General features: G+C 64.6%; 23 protein-coding genes and 1 pseudogene. 14 read left to right on the plus strand and 10 right to left on the minus strand.

Annotated features, from left to right (window positions below):
• Positions 1 to 212: 212 nt before the first annotated feature.
• A complete protein-coding gene (locus GHT07_RS11930) occupies positions 213 to 2,732 on the minus strand; it encodes an FtsX-like permease family protein (protein WP_153585300.1) in 2,520 nt (839 codons plus the stop codon).
• 38 nt (positions 2,733 to 2,770) lie between these two features.
• Between GHT07_RS11930 and GHT07_RS11935 the strand changes: the two genes are divergently transcribed.
• Positions 2,771 to 3,736 (plus strand): threo-3-hydroxy-L-aspartate ammonia-lyase, encoded by a 966-nt coding sequence (locus GHT07_RS11935; RefSeq protein WP_153585301.1) that lies wholly within the window; start codon positions 2,771 to 2,773, stop codon positions 3,734 to 3,736.
• Between the two features lie 14 nt (positions 3,737 to 3,750).
• Positions 3,751 to 4,497: a type I 3-dehydroquinate dehydratase gene (gene aroD / locus GHT07_RS11940; RefSeq protein ID WP_228488310.1), complete on the plus strand. Its 747-nt coding sequence runs from the start codon at positions 3,751 to 3,753 to the stop codon at positions 4,495 to 4,497.
• A 76-nt stretch (positions 4,498 to 4,573) separates the two neighbouring features.
• Here aroD and GHT07_RS11945 read toward each other — a convergent pair whose 3' ends face one another.
• Genes GHT07_RS11945 through GHT07_RS11955 form a run of 3 tightly spaced genes read right to left on the minus strand, consistent with a single transcriptional unit; the run spans position 4,574 to position 7,429 of the window.
• Positions 4,574 to 5,224 (minus strand): ABC transporter ATP-binding protein, encoded by a 651-nt coding sequence (locus GHT07_RS11945; protein WP_153585303.1) that lies wholly within the window; start codon positions 5,222 to 5,224, stop codon positions 4,574 to 4,576.
• On the minus strand, positions 5,221 to 6,195 hold the full coding sequence (miaA, locus tag GHT07_RS11950; RefSeq protein ID WP_153585304.1) for a tRNA (adenosine(37)-N6)-dimethylallyltransferase MiaA: 975 nt from the start codon (positions 6,193 to 6,195) through the stop codon (positions 5,221 to 5,223). The genes GHT07_RS11945 and miaA overlap by 4 nt, the downstream gene beginning before the upstream one ends.
• Positions 6,173 to 7,429 (minus strand): multidrug effflux MFS transporter, encoded by a 1,257-nt coding sequence (locus GHT07_RS11955; RefSeq protein ID WP_153585305.1) that lies wholly within the window; start codon positions 7,427 to 7,429, stop codon positions 6,173 to 6,175. The genes miaA and GHT07_RS11955 overlap by 23 nt, the downstream gene beginning before the upstream one ends.
• Positions 7,430 to 7,453: 24 nt before the next feature.
• Here GHT07_RS11955 and GHT07_RS11960 point away from each other — a divergent pair, with 24 nt between their 5' ends.
• Genes GHT07_RS11960 through GHT07_RS11970 form a run of 3 tightly spaced genes read left to right on the plus strand, consistent with a single transcriptional unit; the run spans position 7,454 to position 8,930 of the window.
• The gene (locus GHT07_RS11960; protein ID WP_228488311.1) at positions 7,454 to 7,879 is read left to right on the plus strand and encodes a TIGR02594 family protein; all 426 of its coding nucleotides are present in this window, start codon (positions 7,454 to 7,456) and stop codon (positions 7,877 to 7,879) included.
• Complete coding sequence (locus GHT07_RS11965) at positions 7,870 to 8,361, plus strand: GNAT family N-acetyltransferase (protein WP_153585306.1); 492 nt, start codon at positions 7,870 to 7,872, stop codon at positions 8,359 to 8,361. Before GHT07_RS11960 ends, GHT07_RS11965 begins: the two co-directional genes overlap by 10 nt.
• On the plus strand, positions 8,358 to 8,930 hold the full coding sequence (locus tag GHT07_RS11970) for a hypothetical protein (RefSeq protein WP_323740904.1): 573 nt from the start codon (positions 8,358 to 8,360) through the stop codon (positions 8,928 to 8,930). Before GHT07_RS11965 ends, GHT07_RS11970 begins: the two co-directional genes overlap by 4 nt.
• Positions 8,931 to 8,989: 59 nt before the next feature.
• Here GHT07_RS11970 and GHT07_RS11975 read toward each other — a convergent pair.
• The 3 genes and pseudogenes from GHT07_RS11975 to GHT07_RS11985 form a co-directional block, all read right to left on the minus strand.
• A pseudogene (locus GHT07_RS11975) lies at positions 8,990 to 9,211 on the minus strand (type II toxin-antitoxin system YafQ family toxin); the annotation flags it as partial.
• A gap of 2 nt (positions 9,212 to 9,213) precedes the next feature.
• A complete protein-coding gene (locus GHT07_RS11980) occupies positions 9,214 to 9,447 on the minus strand; it encodes a type II toxin-antitoxin system RelB/DinJ family antitoxin (protein WP_153585308.1) in 234 nt (77 codons plus the stop codon).
• Between the two features lie 91 nt (positions 9,448 to 9,538).
• On the minus strand, positions 9,539 to 9,904 hold the full coding sequence (locus GHT07_RS11985; RefSeq protein ID WP_153585309.1) for a type II toxin-antitoxin system Phd/YefM family antitoxin: 366 nt from the start codon (positions 9,902 to 9,904) through the stop codon (positions 9,539 to 9,541).
• Between the two features lie 120 nt (positions 9,905 to 10,024).
• Between GHT07_RS11985 and GHT07_RS11990 the strand changes: the two genes are divergently transcribed.
• From GHT07_RS11990 to GHT07_RS12010, 5 genes are all read left to right on the plus strand, one after another.
• Entirely contained in the window at positions 10,025 to 10,372 is a 348-nt protein-coding gene (locus GHT07_RS11990) for a hypothetical protein (RefSeq protein WP_153585310.1), read from the plus strand.
• Between the two features lie 62 nt (positions 10,373 to 10,434).
• Positions 10,435 to 10,809: a VOC family protein gene (locus GHT07_RS11995; RefSeq protein WP_153585311.1), complete on the plus strand. Its 375-nt coding sequence runs from the start codon at positions 10,435 to 10,437 to the stop codon at positions 10,807 to 10,809.
• An 11-nt stretch (positions 10,810 to 10,820) separates the two neighbouring features.
• The gene (locus GHT07_RS12000) at positions 10,821 to 11,396 is read left to right on the plus strand and encodes a cysteine hydrolase family protein (RefSeq protein ID WP_153585312.1); all 576 of its coding nucleotides are present in this window, start codon (positions 10,821 to 10,823) and stop codon (positions 11,394 to 11,396) included.
• A 32-nt stretch (positions 11,397 to 11,428) separates the two neighbouring features.
• The gene (locus GHT07_RS12005) at positions 11,429 to 11,842 is read left to right on the plus strand and encodes a cupin domain-containing protein (RefSeq protein WP_228488312.1); all 414 of its coding nucleotides are present in this window, start codon (positions 11,429 to 11,431) and stop codon (positions 11,840 to 11,842) included.
• Positions 11,839 to 12,414 (plus strand): GNAT family N-acetyltransferase, encoded by a 576-nt coding sequence (locus GHT07_RS12010; RefSeq protein WP_153585313.1) that lies wholly within the window; start codon positions 11,839 to 11,841, stop codon positions 12,412 to 12,414. The genes GHT07_RS12005 and GHT07_RS12010 overlap by 4 nt, the downstream gene beginning before the upstream one ends.
• On the opposite strand, the gene GHT07_RS12015 is transcribed toward GHT07_RS12010, so the two are convergent.
• Positions 12,360 to 13,229: an alpha/beta hydrolase gene (locus GHT07_RS12015; RefSeq protein WP_153585314.1), complete on the minus strand. Its 870-nt coding sequence runs from the start codon at positions 13,227 to 13,229 to the stop codon at positions 12,360 to 12,362. The genes GHT07_RS12010 and GHT07_RS12015 overlap by 55 nt on opposite strands.
• 38 nt (positions 13,230 to 13,267) lie before the next feature.
• Positions 13,268 to 15,157, minus strand: coding sequence for a DNA mismatch repair endonuclease MutL (gene mutL / locus GHT07_RS12020; protein ID WP_153585315.1), 1,890 nt, complete (start codon positions 15,155 to 15,157; stop codon positions 13,268 to 13,270).
• A gap of 50 nt (positions 15,158 to 15,207) precedes the next feature.
• Here mutL and GHT07_RS12025 point away from each other — a divergent pair, with 50 nt between their 5' ends.
• The 4 genes from GHT07_RS12025 to GHT07_RS12040 are packed head-to-tail and all read left to right on the plus strand — an operon-like array spanning position 15,208 to position 17,256.
• Positions 15,208 to 15,855 (plus strand): VTT domain-containing protein, encoded by a 648-nt coding sequence (locus GHT07_RS12025; RefSeq protein ID WP_153585316.1) that lies wholly within the window; start codon positions 15,208 to 15,210, stop codon positions 15,853 to 15,855.
• 16 nt (positions 15,856 to 15,871) lie between these two features.
• Positions 15,872 to 16,384 (plus strand): GNAT family N-acetyltransferase, encoded by a 513-nt coding sequence (locus GHT07_RS12030; protein ID WP_153585317.1) that lies wholly within the window; start codon positions 15,872 to 15,874, stop codon positions 16,382 to 16,384.
• Positions 16,385 to 16,395: 11 nt separating this feature from the next.
• Positions 16,396 to 16,830: a YeeE/YedE family protein gene (locus tag GHT07_RS12035; protein ID WP_153585318.1), complete on the plus strand. Its 435-nt coding sequence runs from the start codon at positions 16,396 to 16,398 to the stop codon at positions 16,828 to 16,830.
• 9 nt (positions 16,831 to 16,839) lie between these two features.
• Complete coding sequence (locus tag GHT07_RS12040; RefSeq protein WP_153585319.1) at positions 16,840 to 17,256, plus strand: DUF6691 family protein; 417 nt, start codon at positions 16,840 to 16,842, stop codon at positions 17,254 to 17,256.
• On the opposite strand, the gene putA is transcribed toward GHT07_RS12040, so the two are convergent.
• Positions 17,253 to 21,002, minus strand: coding sequence for a trifunctional transcriptional regulator/proline dehydrogenase/L-glutamate gamma-semialdehyde dehydrogenase (gene putA, locus GHT07_RS12045; RefSeq protein ID WP_323740909.1), 3,750 nt, complete (start codon positions 21,000 to 21,002; stop codon positions 17,253 to 17,255). The two genes, GHT07_RS12040 and putA, sit on opposite strands and share 4 nt — an antisense overlap.
• Between the last annotated feature and the right edge of the window lie 36 nt (positions 21,003 to 21,038).

The following is a 21,038-nucleotide window of genomic DNA, read 5'->3' on the forward strand; positions in this document are numbered from 1 at the left end:
GCAAATACGAAACCATTAGAGTAGAGGCGACACGCAGCCGTCGTGAATGACAGCTGCCATAGATGCACCACCAAGTTGACATCGCCGCCGCCCCCGGCGTTAGCACGCCTGTCAAAGTACTTGGGCCTATCGACCAGCCGTTACCAGTTCGCTCTGGCTCCTTGAACGTGAGCTCGCATCGTTCTTATGCTCTCGAACAAATTGAGGTCGCCTTACCAGTCTTCCTTCACCGCCAGCACGGCGTCCTTGCCGGCCGCAGCACGACCCGCGAGCCACGCGGTGATCGTGCCTGCCACGACCACCGCCGCGCACAGCGCCAGCAGGCGCAGCCACGGCACGAGCAGGTCCATCGTCCAGTGAAAGCTCTGCGGGTTGACCACATGCACGAGCACGACTGACACGGCCAGCCCGAGCGCGAGGCCCGCGAGTGATCCGATGAATGTCCACGCCGCGCCTTCCCCCGCCACCACGCCAAGAATCTGCGTGCGCGTGAGCCCCAGGTGCGCAAGCAGGCCGAACTCCTTGCGGCGCGCGAGCACTTGCGCGCTGAAGCTCGCCGCCACACCAAAGAGCCCGATGCCGATCGCCACGGCCTGCAGCCAGTAGGTCACGGCAAAGCTCCTGTCGAAGATGCGCAGCGAGATCGCGCGCAACTCGCGTGACGAAGCGAAGTCGATGGCGCCTGCTGCGCTGCCGTCGCGCTGCGCGATATCGCGAATGGCCTGCTCGACCTGCGCGGGTTGCGCTGCGGCATCCAGCCACAGCACGAACTCGTTCACGCGCCTGTCATTCGTCAGGCGAATGAATTCGATACGGTCGATGGCGATGGCGCCGCTTTGGCGAACGTAGTCGCGCCACACGCCTGCGACGAAGAACACGGGCGGATTATCGGGGAAGGCTTTGCTCAGCGGCGCGAAGGTGCCACCCAGGCGCGCGCCATAGAGATCGACCATTGCCTCGCTCACATAGATGGGCACCTGGCCAGCTGGCGCAGCGAGCGGCCCGCTGACGAGCGGCAACGAGTCCCCCTTGCCGACGTCGCGCGCGAGCAAGCCGACCGGTGGCAACGACGGATCGAGCAGCAGCGACCTTGATCGTTGCCCTGCCACCCGCTTGACGCCCGTCACACGCGCCACGCCGTCGATGAACTCGGGCGAGAACCATGCGGTGTCGGATGCTGATGTCGACGTGCGCACGTACAGATCGGCGGGCAGCACCACATCGAGCCAGTTCGACACCGAGTCGCGAAAACTCGCCACCATCACCGTGAGCGCGACGGCGAGGCTGAGCGATGCGACAACGCCGCTCACAGCCACCGCTGCACTTTCACGAACCCGGCGCGCGCGCTCGACAGCGAGCAAGGGCAGCACGCTGGCACTCACGAGTGGCGCGAGCCGGTCGTAGAGCAGCGCAATCGCCCACGGCAATGCGGTGATGCCGCCCACGAGCAGCAGCCCCACGGAGAAATAAGCGCCCAGCGGAAGGCCGAACACCGGCGGCAACATGGCCAACAGAACACTGGCGGCGATCATCGTCAGGCTCACGATGTGCCTGCGCGCTTTCGGCACGCCCGCGCCGAGCCCCTTGAGTGTTTGCGCCAGTGGCAACTGCTGCGCGGCGCGCGCCGGCAGCCAGCCGCCTGCGGCCGCTGCGACAACGCCCAACGCGCCGTACATCAGTGCAGCGGCAGAACTCCAGTGCAGTTGTGGCGCCACGCCGGAGAAGTAGCCGCCACCCAGGTCCCCGCCCAGCACTTGCAAGCCGATATCGGCAAGCACGGCGCCTGCTGCGATTCCTGCGACGCTGCCGATCACACCCAGCATCACTGATTCGAGCAGCACGAGCTGGCCGCACTGCGTGGTCGTGACGCCGAGCACACCGAGCAAGGCAAACTGCTGCGCCCGCCGCGCGACGCTCAAGGCGAGCACTGAATAGACAAGGAAGGCGCCCGTGAAGAGCGCCACGAGCGCCAGCACGGTGAGGTTGACGCGATACGCGCGCGAGAGGCTGTTCACGCGCTGCGCTGCGTCGCCCGGCTCGGCTGCCACCACGTTTGCTGGCAGCGCCAGCGACTTGATGAAAGCAGCGGTGTCGGTGCCTGGGCGCAGGCGCAGGTCGATGCGCGTGAGCTGGCCGCTGCGGCCGAAAAAGTCCTGCGCAGCGCCGATGTCCATCACAGCCATTGGCGTGCCGCCTGCGGCAATCGTGCCGGCGATGGTGGCTTCGCGCAGACGCAGGCCGTCGTGCAATTGCAGGGTCCTGGTGGCGGCGCCGAATGCCTGTTTCGCGGCCGGATTGAGAAAGACTTGCCCCGGCGCAAATAGCGCGAACTGGTCGGTGTCTTCCATCGGCAGAGGCATGAGCGAAGGCGCGACAGCCGCAACCACCAGCGCATCAACGGCAACGATTCGCACGGGCTTGCGCTCACCTGCAGCATTCAAGGCCAGTGTGGCGATCTCCAGCACGGGGCTTGCCATCGCCACCTGCGCATGCGCTGCGACGCGTGCGTAGAGCGACTCGTCAAATGAGCCCTGCACGGCGCGCAGCTCCAGGTCGGGCTGGCCACCCGTCGAGCGCACGGCGCTGGAAAATTCGCTCAGCGCCGACGCATTGATCAGATGCACAGAAAACGCGAGCGCCACGCCCAGCATGACGGCCACGATGGCGGCGGCGTTGCGCCACGGGTGGTGTCGCAGCTCTTGCCATGAGAAGGTGCGCAGCAGTGCGAGCATGAAGAGATTGTGCTTTCTTCTTTGCTACAGTGTTTCACATGCCCCAGCTACCCACATTCGACGATGTCGCTGCTGCTGCGCGCCGGCTCGCCGGCCACGCGCACCGCACACCCGTCATGCGATCGCACACTGCAGACACGGCGCTCGGCGCGCAACTATTTTTCAAGTGCGAGAACCTGCAGCGCATGGGCGCGTTCAAGTTTCGCGGTGGCTATAACGCCCTGTCGAAGTTCAGCGCCGAACAAAAGAAGAACGGCGTGCTCGCTTTTTCGTCCGGCAACCATGCGCAGGCCATTGCGTTGTCTGCGCGGCTGCATGGCATGCCGGCCGTGATCCTGATGCCGATTGACGCGCCGCAATCGAAGATCGAGGCCACACGCGGTTACGGCGCGGAAGTCATTTTGTTCGACCGGTACAAGCAGGATCGCGAGGCGCTCGCGACGGCGCTTGCGCAGGAGCGCGGCATGACGCTGATCCCGCCGTTCGACCATCCTGATGTGCTGTCGGGCCAGGGCACCGCGGCCATGGAGCTGATCGAAGAGGCCGGCGAGCTCGATGTGCTGTTTGTTCCGTTAGGCGGTGGCGGTTTGCTCAGCGGCTGCCTGCTGGCGGCCAAGGCGCTGTCGCCGCGCTGCCAGGTGTATGGCGTGGAGCCGGAGGCTGGCAACGACGGCCAGCAGTCGCTCGCCAAGGGCGAGATCGTGAACATCGCCACGCCCGTGACGCTGGCCGATGGCGCGCAGACGCAGCACCTGGGGCGTTACACCTTCGAGATCATCAGGCGCGACGTGGCCGGCATCGTCACGGCGAGCGACAGTGAACTTGTTGATGCGATGAAGTTCTTTGCGTCGCGCATGAAGATCTTCACGGAGCCCACCGGCTGCCTGGGTTTTGCTGCGGCACGCAACGGCAGTGTCGACATCAGGGGCAAGCGCGTCGGCGTGATCATCAGCGGCGGCAATGTGGACCTTGACCGCTTTGCTTCGCTGGTGGGGTCGCACTGATGCAGGCCAGGACCATGCCTTTCGAAGGCGCGCAGTTCCCGGTGATCTGTGCGCCGCTCGTGGCACGCACGAAGGCGGCGCTGGTTGAAGAGACGCGTATCGTCGCCGCGAAGAAGCCTGGCTTGCTGGAGTGGCGTGTTGATTTCTTTGATGACATTGCGAACACAGCGGCCGTTGTCGATACGCTCGCCGCAATCCGCGAGGCGTGTGGTGGCATCCCGGTTCTTTTCACGCGCCGCTCGTCAAACGAGGGTGGTGAGCCCATTGCCATCGACGAGCCGCGGGTGCTCGTGATGTACCGCGCGGTGTGCGAGAGCAAGCTCGCCGCGCTGGTCGACTACGAGATGAGCAACGCAGCCGCTGACGTGTCGCAAGTGCGTGACATGTCGGCCATGCATGGCGTCAAGCTCGTGTTGTCGTTCCATGATTTCATGAAGACACCGGGCGCGCCGTTTATCGCGAGCCGGTTTGCGCTGGCCCAGCAACTCGGCGCCGATGTAGCCAAGGTTGCCGTGATGCCCAGGAACATGGGCGATGTGCTGGTCTTGCTCGGCGCGACGCTGCAGGCGAATGAGTCGCTGCCGATTCCTGTGGTGAGTATGGCGATGGGTGGATTCGGCGCGCTCACGCGTGTGTGCGGCTGGACGTTCGGCTCAGCGATGACGTTCGCTGTGGGGCAGAGCAGTTCCGCGCCGGGCCAGATGCCGATCGAGGAGATCGAAGCGGGCGTTGCGATGTTGAGGCGTGCGTTGGGGCGGTAGGCGCTGGTTCGCTGGTTCGTTCGTTCGTTCGTTCGCAGCCTTACTCTCAACGGCGGGGCTGATTGCCCCCACACACCTACCGCAACGCAACCCCGCCACTGGTCAACGTCAACACCCGATCAGCCCTCGTCGCTGCAGCTTCCGAATGCGTCACGAGCACCAGCGATGCACCATGCTCGCGTGTCTGCGCGATGAGGATATCGAGCACTTTCGCAGCGGTGGCGGGGTCGAGATTGCCGGTGGGCTCGTCAGCGAGCAACAACGCCGGGTTGTGGATCAACGCACGCGCAATCGCCACACGCTGCAGCTGGCCGCCCGACAGCTGCTGCGGCAGCCGCGCACCCAAACCGTCCAGGCCGACGGCTGCGAGCATCCGCTCGACACGGCCCTCGTCGGGCTGCTTCAACAGCATCAACGGCAAGCCGATGTTCTGCGCGACATCGAGATGCGGCAGCACATGGAACGCCTGGAACACAAAGCCCGTGAGCTTGCGGCGAAGCAGGGCGCGCGCATCGCCGTCGAGCGGCCCCAAGTCCTGGCCGGCGAGCATGACGGTGCCTTCGTCCCAGCTGTCCAGGCCCGCCATGCAATTGAGCAATGTCGATTTGCCAACGCCGGATTCGCCGACGATGGCGACGAACTCGCCGGGTGCAACGTCAAGGTTGACGTGCTCGAAGACGGCCACATCGCCGTAGCGCTTGGCCAGGTTGCGAATGCTGACCGTCATAGTGCCTCCCGCACGAGTTGCAGCAACTGCTGCTGCGCATCCGGCGCATCGCATGCAATCACACGGCGCTGCGGCATGCTGCGCAGCCACGTGAGCTGGCGCTTGGCGAGCTGGCGCGTCGCAGCGATGCCGCGTTCGCGCAGCGTGTTCATTGCAAATGACGCACCCGTGCGCTCCTGTTCGTCCAGCAGCTCCCATGCCTGCCGGTAACCCACGCACCGCATGCTGGGCAGGTCGGCATTCAAGTCGCCACGCGCTCGAAGGGCGATCACTTCCTGCACGAAGCCCGCGGCCAGCATCGCATCAAAGCGTTGCGCGATGCGCTGGTGCAGCCACGCGCGATTCACCGGCTCCAGCGAGAACAACGGCATGGACTTGAACGGCATCTCGCGCGACGCGTTGCTCGTATGGAAAGCCGACAGCGGCTGCCCACTGATGCGATACACCTCCAGCGCCCGCTGCACGCGCTGCGAATCGTTGGGTGCGAGGCGCGCTGCCGTGACTGGATCGACCTCTTGCAGCATCGCGTGCATGGCGGGCCAGCCTTTCGTGGCTGCGAGCGCATCGAGCTCGCCGCGCACGGCAGTATCTGCAGGCGGCATTGCATCGAGCCCGCCGAACAGCGCCTTGAAATACAGCATGGTTCCGCCGGCTAGCAAGGCCAGCTTGCCGCGCGCGTTGATCTCGCCAATCAGGCGCGTGGCATCAGTGGCGAACTCTGCCGCGCTGTAGGCCTGCAGCGGGTCACGGATGTCGAGCAGGTGATGCGGTGCGATGGCGCGCTCGGCAGCAGTGGGCTTGGCGGTGCCGATGTCCATGCCGCGATAGACCAGCGCTGAATCAACGCTGATGATCTCTGCATCGTGCTGCGCTGCGATTGCGAGCGCGCAGGCGGTCTTGCCCGACGCCGTGGGGCCGGCCAGCGCAATGGCGCGGAACGTGCGCGATTCAGGCTTGCCGTGGATCGCCATAGCGCTGCACAAGAGTGAATGCGGTGACGGCGATGCAGGCGCTCCAGAACCACACGCCGTTGGCCAGCGGGAACACCGTGCCGTCCAGCCGCGTGCCCATCCACGCGCCAACGCCAAAAGCCGCGACCATCATGATGAAACCGTTCAACGCCGACGCTGCGCCCGCTGCCTGAGGGAAGGGCGCGACGGCGCCGCTTTGCCCGCACGGCTGGTGCACGCCGTGCGCAAACATATACAGCAGAAACGGCCCCAGCACTGACCACGTCGTGTGGATGCCGGCGAGCGCCAGCACACCCAGCAACGTGCCGCCAGTGAGCGTGAGCACTGCCGCTAACGCGACCGAGCGGCGCACGCCGAAGCGCGGCAGCAGCCGGCGGCACCAGAACGTGCCCAGGATGTAGATGAACGCGCTGGCAAACATCACCAGGCCGTACTGCGTGCGCGAGAGGCCCAGCATCTTGATGAAGATGAACGACGACGAAGACAGGAAGGTGAACAGGCCTGCGTACGACGCCGTCGAGAGGGCCGAGTACGTGATGAAGCCCGGATGCCGCACGATCATCAGCCAAGTGTTGACGAGTGTGGCAGCGCGCAAGGCATCGGGGTTCTTGCGCGGCACCGATTCCTTGAAGCGCAGCGCCACGAGCGTGAATGCGAACGCACCAAATGTGGCGGGCGCTGCCAGCGCGAAGCGCCAGCCGAATACATCGGAGATGAGGCCACCCATCGGCGCGCACGTGCAGGCAATGACGCCCAGGCCCGTGAGCCCTTTCGACATGGCGCGCGCACCAGCCTCGGGCGTGTACAGGTCGCGCACGATGGCGCGTGCACCCATCACGGCAGCGCCCATCGCAGCGCCTTGCACGATGCGCAGCGCGATCAGCACGGCGATGGAAGGCGCGAGCGCGCAGCCCAACGAGGCGACGGTGTAGGCGCCCAGGCCAATGAGCAGGATGGGCCTGCGCCCAAAGCGGTCTGACAGCGGCCCCCACACGAGCTGCGAGGTGCCGAAGGCCAGCAGCAGCGTCGTCAACGTGAGCTGGGCTTGCGCAACGCTCGCGCCAAAAGCGTCCGTCAGTGCAGGCAGCGCAGGCAGGTAGAGGTCAGTCGTGACGGGCTGGATGCCCAGCAGCAATGCCAGCACCAGCACCACCAGTGTGGCCGGCATGCTGTTGGTAGCGGCAGAAGGAGCAGCGCCTGCGGCGGGCGCCACGGCAGGTTGCGGGATGGGCATCGCGTCGAGGTTAGCATTTACCGCATGGACAAACCGGCCGCACCCTGGATGACCGTTGCCTTTGCCGAGCGGGGCGTGCGCACCTTCGCGCCCGGCCAGAGCAACCCCCGCGTGACGGAGTATCACGCGCTCACCAATATTCGCGGCTACGACGACAAGGCGTCCTGGTGCTCGTCATTCGTCAACTGGTCGCTGGCGCAGGTCGGCATCGCGGGCACGAACTCGGCACTTGCGCGCTCATGGCTGGAATGGGGCACGCCGTTGAGCGAGCCGGTGCACGGCTGCATTGCCGTGCTCACGCGCGACGACCCTGCCAGCTGGAAGGGGCACGTGGGCTTTTTCCTGCGCGCTGACCAAGAGCGGGTGTACCTGTGGGGCGGCAACCAGCTCGATGAAGTGCGCGAGCATTCGTATCCGGTCAGCACCGTGTTGGGGTACCGATGGCCGTAACGATCATGCCGATCACGCTCGCCGATGTGGAGTCGTTTCGCGAGTGCCTGGACTCGGTCGCTCGTGAGGCGCGCTTTCTTGCGTTGCTCGAAGCACCGCCGCTGGCGAACATGCAGCAGTTTGTCGCGGAGAACATCGCGAAGGGCGTCGCGCAACTGGTTGCGAAAGACGGCGATGGGGTCGTCGGCTGGTGCGACATCATGCCCGGCTGGCATCACACCTTGCAGCATTGCGGCTCGCTCGGCATGGGCCTGCTGCCTGCTTATCGCGGCCAGGGGCTCGGCGCGCGAATGCTCGACCAGTGCATCGAGCAGGCCATGCGCGCGGGCATCACAAGGGTCGAGCTGGAAGTGCGCGCGGACAACCACGCCGCACGCCGGCTGTATGGTCGCTTCGGGTTTGAGGAAGAGGGCACCAAGCGCCGCGGCATGCGGGTGAATGGCGAGTATTTTGATACGGTTGCGATGGCGTTGTTGACGTGAAGCGGCCCGTGATCCGCTCGATAGGACGCCTGGCGGTCCTGATCGTCGTCATCGTGCCGGTGGTTGCGTGGTTCATCGTCAAGCCGGTGCGCGTGATTGCACCGCAGTGGGTCCATGTGACCTGCAATGCGAGCCGGACGCTTTGCGTGGACGATGCGTTGAAGTTGGCGGAAGCACTTGCGCTACGTGACGAGGCCATCGCGTTTGTTTCTGCCAAGGTCGGAACTATCGAGGGTCAACCGCGGGTTGTGTTCTGTGCGAGCCAGGCGTGTGCCGATTCTTTCGGCCTTGGCGCTCGGTCCGCAGTCACACTGGGCCAGTTCGGCACAGTGATTGGGCCGCGCGCCTGGAAGCCGTATTACGTGCGGCATGAACTGATTCACTACCTGCAGTCGGAGCGAGTCGGCGTACTGCCCCTGTTGTTCAAGCCGCAATGGTGGGTCGAGGGCATGGCCTATGCGCTGAGCGAAGATCCCAGGGAAAAGCTGGTTGAGCCTTGGGAGGGTGACAGGGCTGTGTTCAGGAAGTGGCTTGCGCAGGTGGGGTTGGCAAAGATCTGGCTGCGCTAAAACAGCTCACTATGCGAACCGGTGCGAATGAGCTTGAGGCTGCCGCCTTCGAGCGGGCCGTCCTTGTCGTAAATGAGGAGCCAATCTCCCTCGATATGGGATTCGCGTACACCTGCGTACTCGCCAGATAGTTCGTGGTCTCGATACTTTGCGGGCAGAACTCGGTCGTTCATCAATTCCTTGACGACCGTGCGCATCTTCTCCCAGTCGTAGCGACCGGATCCCTTGATTCGCTTCTTGTCTCGCTTGAACTGCCCGGTCTCTTCAAGATGTCGCGGCACGCTCAGAAGTCCGCGAGCGTCGTACGGCTTGTCTTGCCTGCCTTGGCGTCGCGGATGGCCGCTAGCGTGGTCGGGTTGGGGCGGGGCATGGTCATCGGCATGCCGCCGGTATCCACGACGCTGCGCAAGAACAGGCGTATGGCGGTGCTCACATCCAGCCCCGAGGCCTTGAGAATGGCGGTCGCCTCTTCTTTCAGCTCAGGTTCGACACGGCAGCGAACGTCAACAGTCAACATGATGGGCACCTTCAGGGTTTGACACGCATAGTGTAGCTACGTTGTAGCCCTTATGTGTCGCAGGGCTATGACGCGCCAATGACGCCAAGCGTCACTCCTTGGTCTGCAATTTGCGCACTGGCACGGTGGGCTTGGTGGCAGCCGCTTTCGTCTTCGACTTCGCAGAAAAGGGACGCAACACCGATTTCTTTGCGCCTCGCCGTAGCTGGAGACTGTCAATGTCCACCTCGACTGCCTTGGACTTGTCGGCCATGCGTCGCAGGACTTTGCGGTACAGCTCCTGGTCGGACAGCTCTTGCATGAGCGCCTCGAACAAAGGTGGCTCGACCATGTAGAACGCGGCCCGGTTGTGATTCAGCACAGCGACAGGCCGGTGATTTGCCTCGCGCAGCACAGCCGCCGGATTTCTTTTGAACTCGGACATGCTGACTGAGAGGTCCGCAAAAATGGCTTCCATATTGGCTCCGTAATTGGCGCTGAATATAGCTACAAATACCGTGCCCGTCCATCGTGGAGCACTTAAGTTGGCAGGTAATCTGGTCGTACCCACTTGGCACAATAGCTGTATGCTTGTACAGTGCATGCTGCAGTCACCCTCCTCTATATCGAAGGCCGTAAGGCGCAGCGGCGGCGCTCTCCGTTGGTCGGGCAGGTCGTCACGCGATGGCACCGCGAGGTGCACACGCTGGTGCTGTGGCCGATGGAGTGGACGGCCAGTGCAGGGGTGGCGCGCGCGCCTTTGGCCACGCTCTATCGCCCGGCGCTGGTTCGCATGGGGCATGACGATTTGATGATTCGCGGGATGGAGCGGTGCCACGACCGCTGGTGCGCGCAAAGCTGGCTGGTCGATGTGCTCGACCGCGCGCGGGCCGAGGCGCTGTTGCTGCCCGACAGGCGCGTCGGTGTCGTCATGCCGAGCCGCTAGACTTTTTGTTTTTGTCTTTGTTTTGTTCTGTCGTTCTTGTTTTGTCCAACCGGAGCTTCCTCATGGTCTTTGATCACATCGGCTTCAATGTTTCCGACTTCGCGCAGACCAAAGCGTTTCTGGTCGCGTCGCTTGCGCCACTGAACATCGGCATCACCATGGAAGGCGAGGGCTGGGCGATGGTGGGCCGTCAGGGCGAGGGCAACTTCTGGTTCGGCTCGTTCGGCAGCAGCCCCGGCCCCATCCACATGGCATTTGCGGCCACCAACCGTGAGCAAGTGCGGCAGTTCTACGCGGCAGCGCTGGCGGCAGGCGGCAAAGACAATGGCGCGCCCGGCCTGCGTCCGCAGTACCACCCCAATTACTACGGCGCTTTCGTCATCGGCCCGGACGGGCACAACTTTGAAGCCGTGTGCCACGCCCCAGAGGCAAGCTAAGGAGCAATGACATGGCAACAGTTCGCCAGGGCAGCCAGCCCGTGATGGTGGTGGTTGATGTGCAAGTCGGCGTTGTCGACGGCGCGTGGGAAGCGCCACGCGTGGTGGGCAATGTTGCGCTGGCGGTGCAGCGGGCACGCGAGCAGGGCGTGCCGGTCATCTGGGTGCAGCACAACGACAATGAACTCGTTCGCGACAGCAATGAGTGGCAGTGGGTGCCCGAGCTGGTTCCCGCTGAGGGCGATGTGCGCATCCACAAAAATTTCAATTCGTCGTTCGAAGCGACGGGCCTTGACGCCGAGCTGGCGCGCCTCGGTGCCACGCACATCACGCTGGCCGGCTGCGCGACCAACTGGTGCATTCGCGCGACGGCCTATGGCGCGCTCGAGCGCGGCTACGACCTGACGCTCGTGAACGATGCACACACCACCAAGTCGATGAACCTGGGCAACGGCAACACGCTGGAAGCCGCGCGCGTGATCGACGACCTGAATATCGCCATGACGTGGCTGGAATATCCGGGGCGCATCACCGGCACGGCGAAGGCGAGCGAGCTCGATTTCTCGAAGCCGGTGAATGCGCGGTAGCCCGCAGACACGCCAATTTGCGCCCTGCACACATGACGACATCGACCATGACGCAAACCCTCGACCCTGAACAAACCTACGTGCATCTCACCGCTGAAGGTGAGGCTGCCATTGTGCCGGGCGGCGCGGCTTTCTGGCAGCAGGGCGAGGAGGCGGTTGATGCATTCGGCCGCGGCTGGCTCATCACCGAATCGGGGGGCGCGAGCGACTGGCCGCATTGGGAGATGCACCCCGAAGCCGATGAATTCGTGTACCTGCTGTCTGGCGCGGCGGACTTTGTGTTGCAACTGCCCGAAGGCGTGAAGACGCTGCATTTGCGAGACCGCGCCGCTGTGGTCGTTCCACGCGGCGTGTGGCACACAGCGAAGTTGCACGGCCCCACGCGCCTGTTTTTCGTGACCATGGGCGCTGGCACACAACACCGGCCCATTGAACAAAACGAATGACCATTGCCTTCCACCAGATCGAGCTTCAGACCGATCGCCTGCTGCTGCGGCCCCACCGCGAGAGCGATGCGCCAGCGCTCTTTGCCCTGTACACCGACGCGGATGTGTGCCGCTACCTCTCGCATGGCCCGTGGACGGACATCGCCCAGGCGCATCAGTTCGTCGCGCGCAACGTAGCCGGCACCACTGCCAATGAGCACATCTCGCTGGCGATCGTGCGCAAGTCAGACGACGTGTACATCGGCGGCTGCAGCCTGTTCAACTTCATGCCGCAGTGCAAGCGTGCGGAGCTGGGCTATGTGCAGGCGCGATTTGCGTGGGGCCATGGTTACATCAGTGAAGCGCTGCAGGCCGTTGTTGCGTTCGCATTCAACGAGCTCGACCTGATGCGCCTGGAGGCCGATATCGACCCGCGCAACACGGCGTCTGCACGCAGCCTCGAGCGGCTGGGCTTCGTCAAGGAGGGCCACTTGCGCGAGCGCTGGATCGTCAACGGCGAAGTGTCGGACTCCGGCCTTTACGGATTGCTGCGCGCCGACTTCAAGTCGAACAAGTCCGCGAGCGCCTGCTGATACTGCGAAAAGCCCATGGCCATCGTGCTGTGGTGCGAGCCGCCTTCGACCAGCAGGAACTTCTTGCTGCCCTGTGCCGCGTCGTAGAGTTTGCGGCCCAGCTCGCTGGAGATGAGGTTGTCGTTGCTGCCATGTACCACGAGCAGCGGGGAGCGGATATTCGCCACTTTCTGCGCTGAATCAAACCGCTGCGTGATGAGCGGCCCGACGGGAAGCCAGCCGAATTTCATCGTGCTGGCCACATCGGGAATTGAGGTGAACGTTGCTTCGACGATGGTGCCGCGCTCGTCATCGACGTTCGAAGCCAGGTCGATCGCAACCGCGCCGCCGAGCGAGTGCCCGAAGATGTAGCGGGGCCGGTCCGGGTACTTCTTCGCGAGCCAGTCCCACGCGGCGCGCGCGTCTTCATAAGCCATCGTCTCTGAGGGCAGGCCGGGCGAGCTTTTGCCAAAGCCGCGGTAGTCGATGGCCAGTACTGAAAACCCGAGGTCTCTCATCCGGTCGATGCGTGGTGACGAGCCCTCGACGTTCCAGCGTGCGCCGTGCAGGTAGAGCAGCACCGGGCCTTTGTCTGCGCTTTTCTCCGCGGCAGCCCACAGGCCGTGCAGCCGCACGGGTTGCGATGTGATGCGCGAATCAAAGTCGATCCACACGCTGTCCATCGTTTTTGCCAGCTCGGCGCTGCCACCCCAGCTGCGGTCGCTCGGCTGGAAGATCCATGCGCGCTGTTTCTCGTCGAGGGTGGCGCACCCCATCGTCGTGAGGATCGCAGCGCCCAGCACCACCAGGCTTGTCCAGAGTTTCCAGCGTTTCATGATCTGTGTACTGAGCTGTTGTGCGTTGAAAAGTTCATTCAACGACCCCGCAAAAACAACCCGTCGAGTTCCTTGATGGTGAGCTGGCGCCACGTAGGGCGTCCGTGATTGCACTGGTCGGAACGCTCGGTTTCTTCCATCTGCCGCAGCAGCGCATTCATCTCGTCGAGCGTGAGCTTGCGGTTGGCGCGCACAGCGCCATGGCAGGCCATGGTGCCAAGAATCTCGTTTTGCGCACGCTCGATCACCGTGCTGGCATCGTGCTGCGACAACTCGGCCAACACACTGCGAGCCAACTCGACCGCATCACCCTGCGCAAGACTCGTGGGCACGGCGCGCACGGCAAGCGTCTTGGGCGAGAACGGCGTGATCTCCAGGCCCAGCGTCATCAAGGCATCGGCACATGACTCGGCCGTTGCCACCTCCTGCGGTGACGCAGCAAACGTCGCAGGGATCAGCAGCGGCTGGCTCGACAAGCGCGTGACGCCGCCTTCGGCCTGGCTCGCATCGAGCTGGCGCTTCAGCCGCTCGTACACGATGCGCTCGTGAGCGGCATGCATGTCGACGATCACCAGGCCCTGATTGTTTTCGGCCAGGATGTAAACGCCTTGCAGTTGCGCAATTGCGCGGCCCAACGGCCAGTCGCCAGGCGGCAGGGGGGATGCGTCCGATGTCGCAGTTGCTCTCGCATCGACACTCGCATCAACACGCGCATCCGAGGGCGCACCCGCAGTCCCCGCAGCAGTCGAACCGCCAGACTCGGCGCGGCCGACCAGCGCATTCGTCGGCGGCCACAACACCGACAAGTCCGACACACGATGGCCGCCCTGCGCGAACTCCATCGAGGGTTGTGCCCACACTGGCGTTGTGCGGGCCGCCGAAGAATCGACCAACGGCATCAACGGCGTTGCAACGACACCGGCACGCGGCGCGGCCAGTGCGTACTCCACCGCATGACGCACCGCCTGGTGCACCTCGCGCCCATCGCGAAAGCGCACTTCAATCTTCGTCGGGTGCACGTTCACGTCGACGCGCGCCGGATCGATTTCCACATACAGCGCATACACTGGCTGCCGCTGGCCATGCAACACGTCTTCATAGGCGCTGCGCGCAGCGTGGGTGATGACTTTGTCGCGCACGTAGCGGCCATTGACGTACGCAAACTGCTGGTCAGCACGTGAGCGCGCTGAATCAGGAATGCCAGCGCGGCCTGTCACGCGGATCGCGCCCGCGCTGTAGTCGACAGCCACACTTTGCTCCAGCAGTTCCGCGCCCAGCACGTCGGCCAGGCGCTGGTCGCGCGAGGCGATGCGCCACTGTTCCACCAGCTTGCCGTCGTGCCAGATGGCAAAACCGGCATCTGGCCGTGCGAGCGCATGGCGGCGCACGGCTTCGATGCAGTGCGCCAGTTCGGTTGCGTCGGTTTTCAGGAACTTGCGTCGCGCCGGCGTGCTGAAGAACAGTTCCTTGACTTCAACCGTAGTGCCCACAGCGCGAGCGGCCGGGCGCAGTTCACCGCTCAAACCATGCAGGGCGAACGCGCTCGCTTGCGCTGCCGTGCGCGAGAGCAGCGTCAATTCAGACACAGAGCCGATAGCGGCCAGCGCCTCGCCGCGAAAGCCCATCGTGCCGACCGATTCCAGGTCCGAGAGAGATGCGATCTTGCTCGTCGCATGGCGCTTCAGGGCCATGGCGAGTTCATCGCGCGCAATGCCGATGCCGTCGTCTTCCACCGAGATCAGGCGCACGCCGCCTGCGAGCAGGCGAACCGTGACCTGCGTCGCGCCGGCATCGAGCGCGTTGTCGACCAGTTCCCGCACCACCGAGGCGGGCCGCTCCACCACTTCGCCTGCGGCGATCTGGCTGACCAGTTCATCGGGCAGTTCGCGAATGGGGCGGCTTGCAGGGGCAGACAGGACGGCGTTCATTTTTCCATTGTAGGGACGCTCGCACAGAAGGCTCGCCCATAATCCCCGCCATGGAATTGATATCGCTGCTGTTCGACTTTCTGCTCCACGTGGACAAGTACCTGGAGGCTTTCATCCACAACTACGGCGCGTGGGTGTATGCGCTGCTTTTCCTGATCATCTTCGTGGAGACGGGCGTGGTGGTCATGCCCTTTCTGCCGGGTGATTCGCTCCTGTTCGTGGTGGGCGCGATGTGCGGTGTGGGGCTGATGAGCTATCCGCTGTCTGTCGGCATCCTGTTTGCGGCGGCGGTGGCTGGCAACCAGAGCAACTACGCCATTGGCCGGCACTTCGGCCCCAAGGTCTTCCAGTGGGAAGACTCGAAGTTTTTCAACAAGCGCGCCTTCAACCAGGCGCATGCCTTCTACGAGAAGTACGGCGGCGTCACCATCGTGGCCGCGCGCTTCATGCCCTTCCTGCGCACCTTCGCGCCCTTCGTCGCCGGCGTTGCGCAGATGACGCGCAGCAAGTTCACGCTGTTCGACGTGACGGGCGGCGCGCTGTGGGTGGGCAGCATCGTCACGGTGGGCTACCTGTTCGGCAACATTCCGTGGGTGCAGCACAACCTCGAGAAAATCATCTGGGCCATGATCCTGATTCCGGGCCTGGTCATCATGTTCGGCGCGTGGAAGAGCAGCCGCAAGGCCGCCCAGGCATGACAGGAGGGCCTCGCCAATGAAGAACCTTGCTCCCCTTCGCGTTGAAACCGAACGCCTCGTGCTGCGCCAGTTCACGCTGGCCGACCACGAGCAGTACGCGCGCATCTGCGCCGACCCTGATGTGATGCGCTATGTCGGCATGGGCACGCCCAATACGCCGGAAGTCACCTGGCGCGTCATGGCCGGCATGCTGGGCCACTGGCAGATGCTCGGCTACGGCCTGTATGCGCTCACGCTGAAAGACGGCACTGTCATTGGCCACTTCGGCTTCATCGACGTGATGGGCTGGCCCTCATTCGAGCTGGCCTATGTGCTGGGCCGCGACTACTGGGGCCATGGCTACGCGCGAGAAGCAGGCGTTGCCGCCTTGAAGGTCGCGCGGGAAGACTTGAAGAAGAGCCGCATCATCAGCCTGATCCGCCCGCCCAATGCGCCGTCGATCAAGCTGGCGAAGTCGCTGGGTGCCACGCTGGAGGGCACCGTTGACTTGATGGGCAGCCCGGCGGAACTTTACGTCTATCCAAGGTAGGGGGCACACCGATGCAGATTGACTGGAATGCTTTCACCCCATGGGCATCGCTGGCTGGCGGCTTGCTGATAGGTATTGCAGCTGCCATGTTTATCTGGCTGAACGGGCGTATCGCCGGGGTGAGTGGTGTGTTGAGCGGCTTGCTGTGGCCCGCGCGTGGCGATGTTGTCTGGCGAGTGGCATTCCTTGGCGGGCTCGTGGCAGCGCCGTTGCTGTACCACTTTGCCGGCCAACTGCCCGCCATCGACATACAGGCCGGGGATGCAGCGCTGGTCGCTTCCGGCTTGCTGGTAGGCATAGGCACGAGCTTGTCCGGCGGTTGCACGAGCGGCCATGGGGTCTGCGGAATCTCGCGGATGTCAGGCCGGTCCATCGTTGCGACGCTGGCTTTCATGGCTGCAGGTTTCGTGACGGTCTTGCTGTCGCGTCACCTGCTGGGCATCTGAGGTATGACAATGAGACTGCTCGCCGCGTTCCTCTCTGGCCTGGTCTTTGGTATCGGCCTTGTCGTATCCGGCATGTCGAATCCGGCCAAGGTGCTCGGATTTCTCGATCTTGCTGGCGCCTGGGATCCATCGCTGGCGTTTGTGATGGCCGGTGCCATTGCAGTGGGCGGTGTCGCCTTCGCGTTCGCACGCAAGACGACGGTGGCACTTCTCGGCGAGCCGATGCGGCTGCCGGACGCCCGCGCGATCGACGGCAGGCTGGTCGGCGGCGCCATGGTCTTCGGCATCGGCTGGGGCATTGCCGGCTTTTGCCCCGGCCCCGCCGTGGTCGCGCTCGGGCTTGGCCAGGGCAAAGCGTTGATCTTCGTCGCTGCCATGCTCGCAGGCATGGGCGTCGTGGCGTGGATCGAGCGGACGCGCGCCTAACCAATCGTCATCAGCGAAGCATTGCCGCCCGCAGCGGCGGTGTTGATGCTCACGGCACGCTCGATCACCAGTCGCTCGAGCGGCACATCCACTTCACCCGGGCTCATCCGCTCGACGGACACGATGGGGCCAGTGCGTGCGGCGAGCGCTTCGCGCACTTGCTGCAATTCACCGGCTTCACCGTGCAGCAGCACGGCGTCGAACTGCACGGCGGCTGCCTTCCAGTCGCTCGCTATCGAGATGCAGGCCTGCACGTCGGGCGGCAGGCTTTGCAGCAGGGCCTGCGAGGTTGCCGGCCACACGGCGCGGCTGCCCACGGCCAGGATCGCTGCCAGCTGCACGAGCCTGTCGCGGTCGGCTTGCGCGAGCGAGAGCACGGCTTGGCGCGGCACCAGGCTGTACACGTTGCGCTCACCCGTGGGGCCGGGCAGCACTTGCGATGCGCCGCTGCGCGATGCCTCGCCAAAGCGCTCGCATGACTGCTCCAGCGTTTTGTAGCCCGCCGCCTTGGCCCACGCTGCGAGCGAATCGACAGGGCGCAGCCCGTTGCGCTGCGCAGTCGGTGCTGCGTCGGCGGTCGACATCACACGCGCCATCACATCGGCAGGCCGGCGCGACAGCAGCCGGTGCAGGTACAGCGGCCCGCCCGCCTTAGGCCCTGTGCCTGAGAGGCCTTCACCACCAAAGGGCTGCACGCCCACGACAGCGCCGACCATGTTGCGGTTGACGTAGATGTTGCCCGCATGCCCTTCACCCAGCACGCGCGCAATCGTCTCGTCGATGCGCGTGTGCAGGCCCATCGTGAGGCCGTAGCCGGTGCCATTGATCTGCCCGAGCAGGCCGTCCAGCTCTTCGCGTTGGTAACGCACAAAGTGCAGCACCGGCCCGAACACTTCGCGCTGCAGCTGCGAGATGCTGCCCAGCTCGATCAGCGTCGGCACAACGAAGGTGCCCGCTGCCAGCGAAGCAGCCAGTGAATCAGCATCCTGCCCCTTCACTTCATGCACGCGCAGCCCGCCCGCGCGCATGCGCTCGACGTGGCTGGCAATGTTGGCGCGCGCCTCCTCATCAGTCACCGGCCCGACATCAACCGCCAGCCGCCCCGGGTTGCCCACACGCAGCTGCGCCATCGCGCCCAGCAGCATCTCAAGCACGCGGTCTGCGGCTTCTTCCTGCACACACAACACGCGCAGTGCTGAGCAGCGCTGGCCCGCGCTGTCAAAAGCCGAAGCGAGCACGTCGATCACGACTTGCTCTGCCAGCGCCGACGAGTCCACGATCATCGCGTTCTGCCCGCCTGTCTCGGCCACCAGCGGAATCGGCTTGCCTGATGCATCGACACGGCCGGTAAGCGCGCGTTGCAGGATGCGCGCGACGTCGGTCGAGCCGGTGAACAGCACGCCTTGCACACGCTCGTCGTTCACCAGCCGCGCGCCCACCGTCTCGCCGCGCCCGGGCAGCAGCTGCACGGCGCTGCGTGGCGCGCCCGCGGCCCAGAGCGCACGCACCGCCTCGGTAGCAATCAAAGGCGTCTGCTCCGCAGGCTTGGCGAGCACAGTGTTACCCGCGGCGAGTGCCGCAGACACCTGGCCGATAAAAATCGCCAGCGGAAAATTCCACGGGCTGATGCACACCACCGGCCCGAGCGGGCGGTGCGACTCGTTGTCGAACCCGTCGCTCGCCTGCCGCGCGTAATACCGCAGGAAGTCCACCGCCTCGCGCACTTCGGCAATCGCGTTGGAGGCGGTCTTGCCAGCCTCGCGAATCAGCAGCGACATCAGGCGCGGCATGTCGGCCTCAAGCGCGTCGGCAGCGGTTTGCAGGATGTGCGCGCGTTGTGCTGGCGCGGTCGCGGCCCATGATGCGGCGCCATCCTGCGCGTGGTGCAGCGCAAGATCGACTTCTTCAGGCGTGGCGTCCCGCGTGTGGCCAACCACATCGTCACGCTGCGCCGGGTTGCGTACCGCTTGCGTCTGGCCAGCGGGGACATCCACCGCCAGCAACGGCGCGGCCAGCCATGGCTGCGAGGCTGAAGCAGCGAAGGCCTGCGCCAATTGAGTGAGCGTGTTCTCGTTGGCGAGATCGAGGCCCTTCGAATTCATGCGTGCATCGCCGTAAAGCGCACGCGGCGCCGCAATCTGCGGATGCGGCAAGCCCAGCCCACCCTCGACAGCAGCGAGTTCTTCGACCTGCACCGACGGGTCGCGGATCAGCTCGTCGATGGAGATGGTCTGGTCGGCGATGCGATTGACGAACGACGTGTTCGCGCCGTTCTCAAGCAGTCGCCGCACCAGGTAAGCCAGCAGCGTTTCGTGCGTGCCCACGGGCGCGTAGATGCGGCAAGGTCGCGCGAGCTTGCCATCAGCCACCGGCCCCACCACTTGCTCATACAGCGGCTCGCCCATGCCGTGCAGGCATTGGAATTCATACTGGCCCGGCGTGTACGCCACAGGATCGGCCAGGTGGTAGATGGCGGCGAGTGTGTGCGCGTTGTGCGTGGCGAACTGGGGGAATATCTGCGCGGGCGCCGCGAGCAACTTGCGGGCACACGCGATGTACGAGAGATCGGTGTAGTGCTTGCGCGTGAACACCGGGTAGCCGTCTTGCCCGTCAAGCTGCGCGCGCTTGATCTCCGAATCCCAATACGCGCCCTTGACCAGGCGGATCATCAGCCGGCGCTCGCTGCGCGCGGCGAGGTCAATCACGTAGTCGATCACGAAGGGGCAGCGCTTCTGGTAAGCCTGGATCACAAAGCCCAGCCCGCTCCAGCCTTTGAGAGCGGGCTCAAAGCAAAGCCGCTCCAGCAAGTCGAGGCTGATCTCCAGCCGGTCTGCTTCTTCTGCGTCGATGTTCAGGCCGATGTCGTATTGCCTGGCGAGCACGCACAGGCCCAGCAACACGGGGTACAGCTCGGCCATCACGCGTTCGTGCTGCGCGCGGCTGTAGCGCGGATGCAGGGCCGACAGCTTGATCGAGATGCCCGGGCCTTCGTAAATGCCGCGGCCGGCCGATGCCTTGCCGATGGCGTGAATCGCCGATTCGTAGTCACGCAGATAGCGTTGCGCGTCGTGCGCTGTCAGCGCCGCTTCACCGAGCATGTCGAATGAATAGCGAAAGCCTTCCGCCTCACGCACGGCAGCGTTCTTCAGCGCTTCGCCAATCGTCTCGCCGGTGACGAACTGCTCGCCCATCATGCGCATCGCCATGTCCACACCCTTGCGGATCAGCGGCTCGCCACCCAGGCTCACCAGGCGGCCGATCGACGACGACAGGCCGGACTCGCTGTGCGTGGACACGAGCTTGCCGGTGATCAGCAGGCCCCACGTGGCGGCATTGACGAACAGCGACGGGCTTTTGCCCAGATGCGTCTGCCACTGGCCCTGCGCGATCTTGTCGCGGATGAGGGCGTCGCGCGTGGCGCTGTCGGGTATGCGCAGCAGCGCCTCGGCCAGGCACATGAGCGCAATGCCTTCCTGCGACGACAGCGCGTATTCCTGCAACAGGTTCTGCACGATGCCTGCGCGGCCTGCCGATGCTTTGCGTGTGCGAAGTGTTTGCGCAATGTCGCTGGCCACCAGCTGCGTGTGCGCGGCGATGCCCGCGGGCAGGCGGCCCAGCGGCATCAGCGCAGCGACGGCCTGCGGCTCGGGTATGCGCCATGCGCTGGTGATGGCTGCGCGCAGCGCAGACGGGGCCGGGCGAGGGCTAATGAACGAAGGCGAGGGGAAGGGTGAAAGATGGGGCACGGTGTCGCTCGGGCGAATGGGGGTGTGGATCTTCAG

Origin of the sequence: Caenimonas koreensis DSM 17982 (assembly GCF_009646335.1) — a bacterium.
In the GTDB taxonomy this organism is placed as follows: domain Bacteria; phylum Pseudomonadota; class Gammaproteobacteria; order Burkholderiales; family Burkholderiaceae_C; genus Ramlibacter; species Ramlibacter koreensis.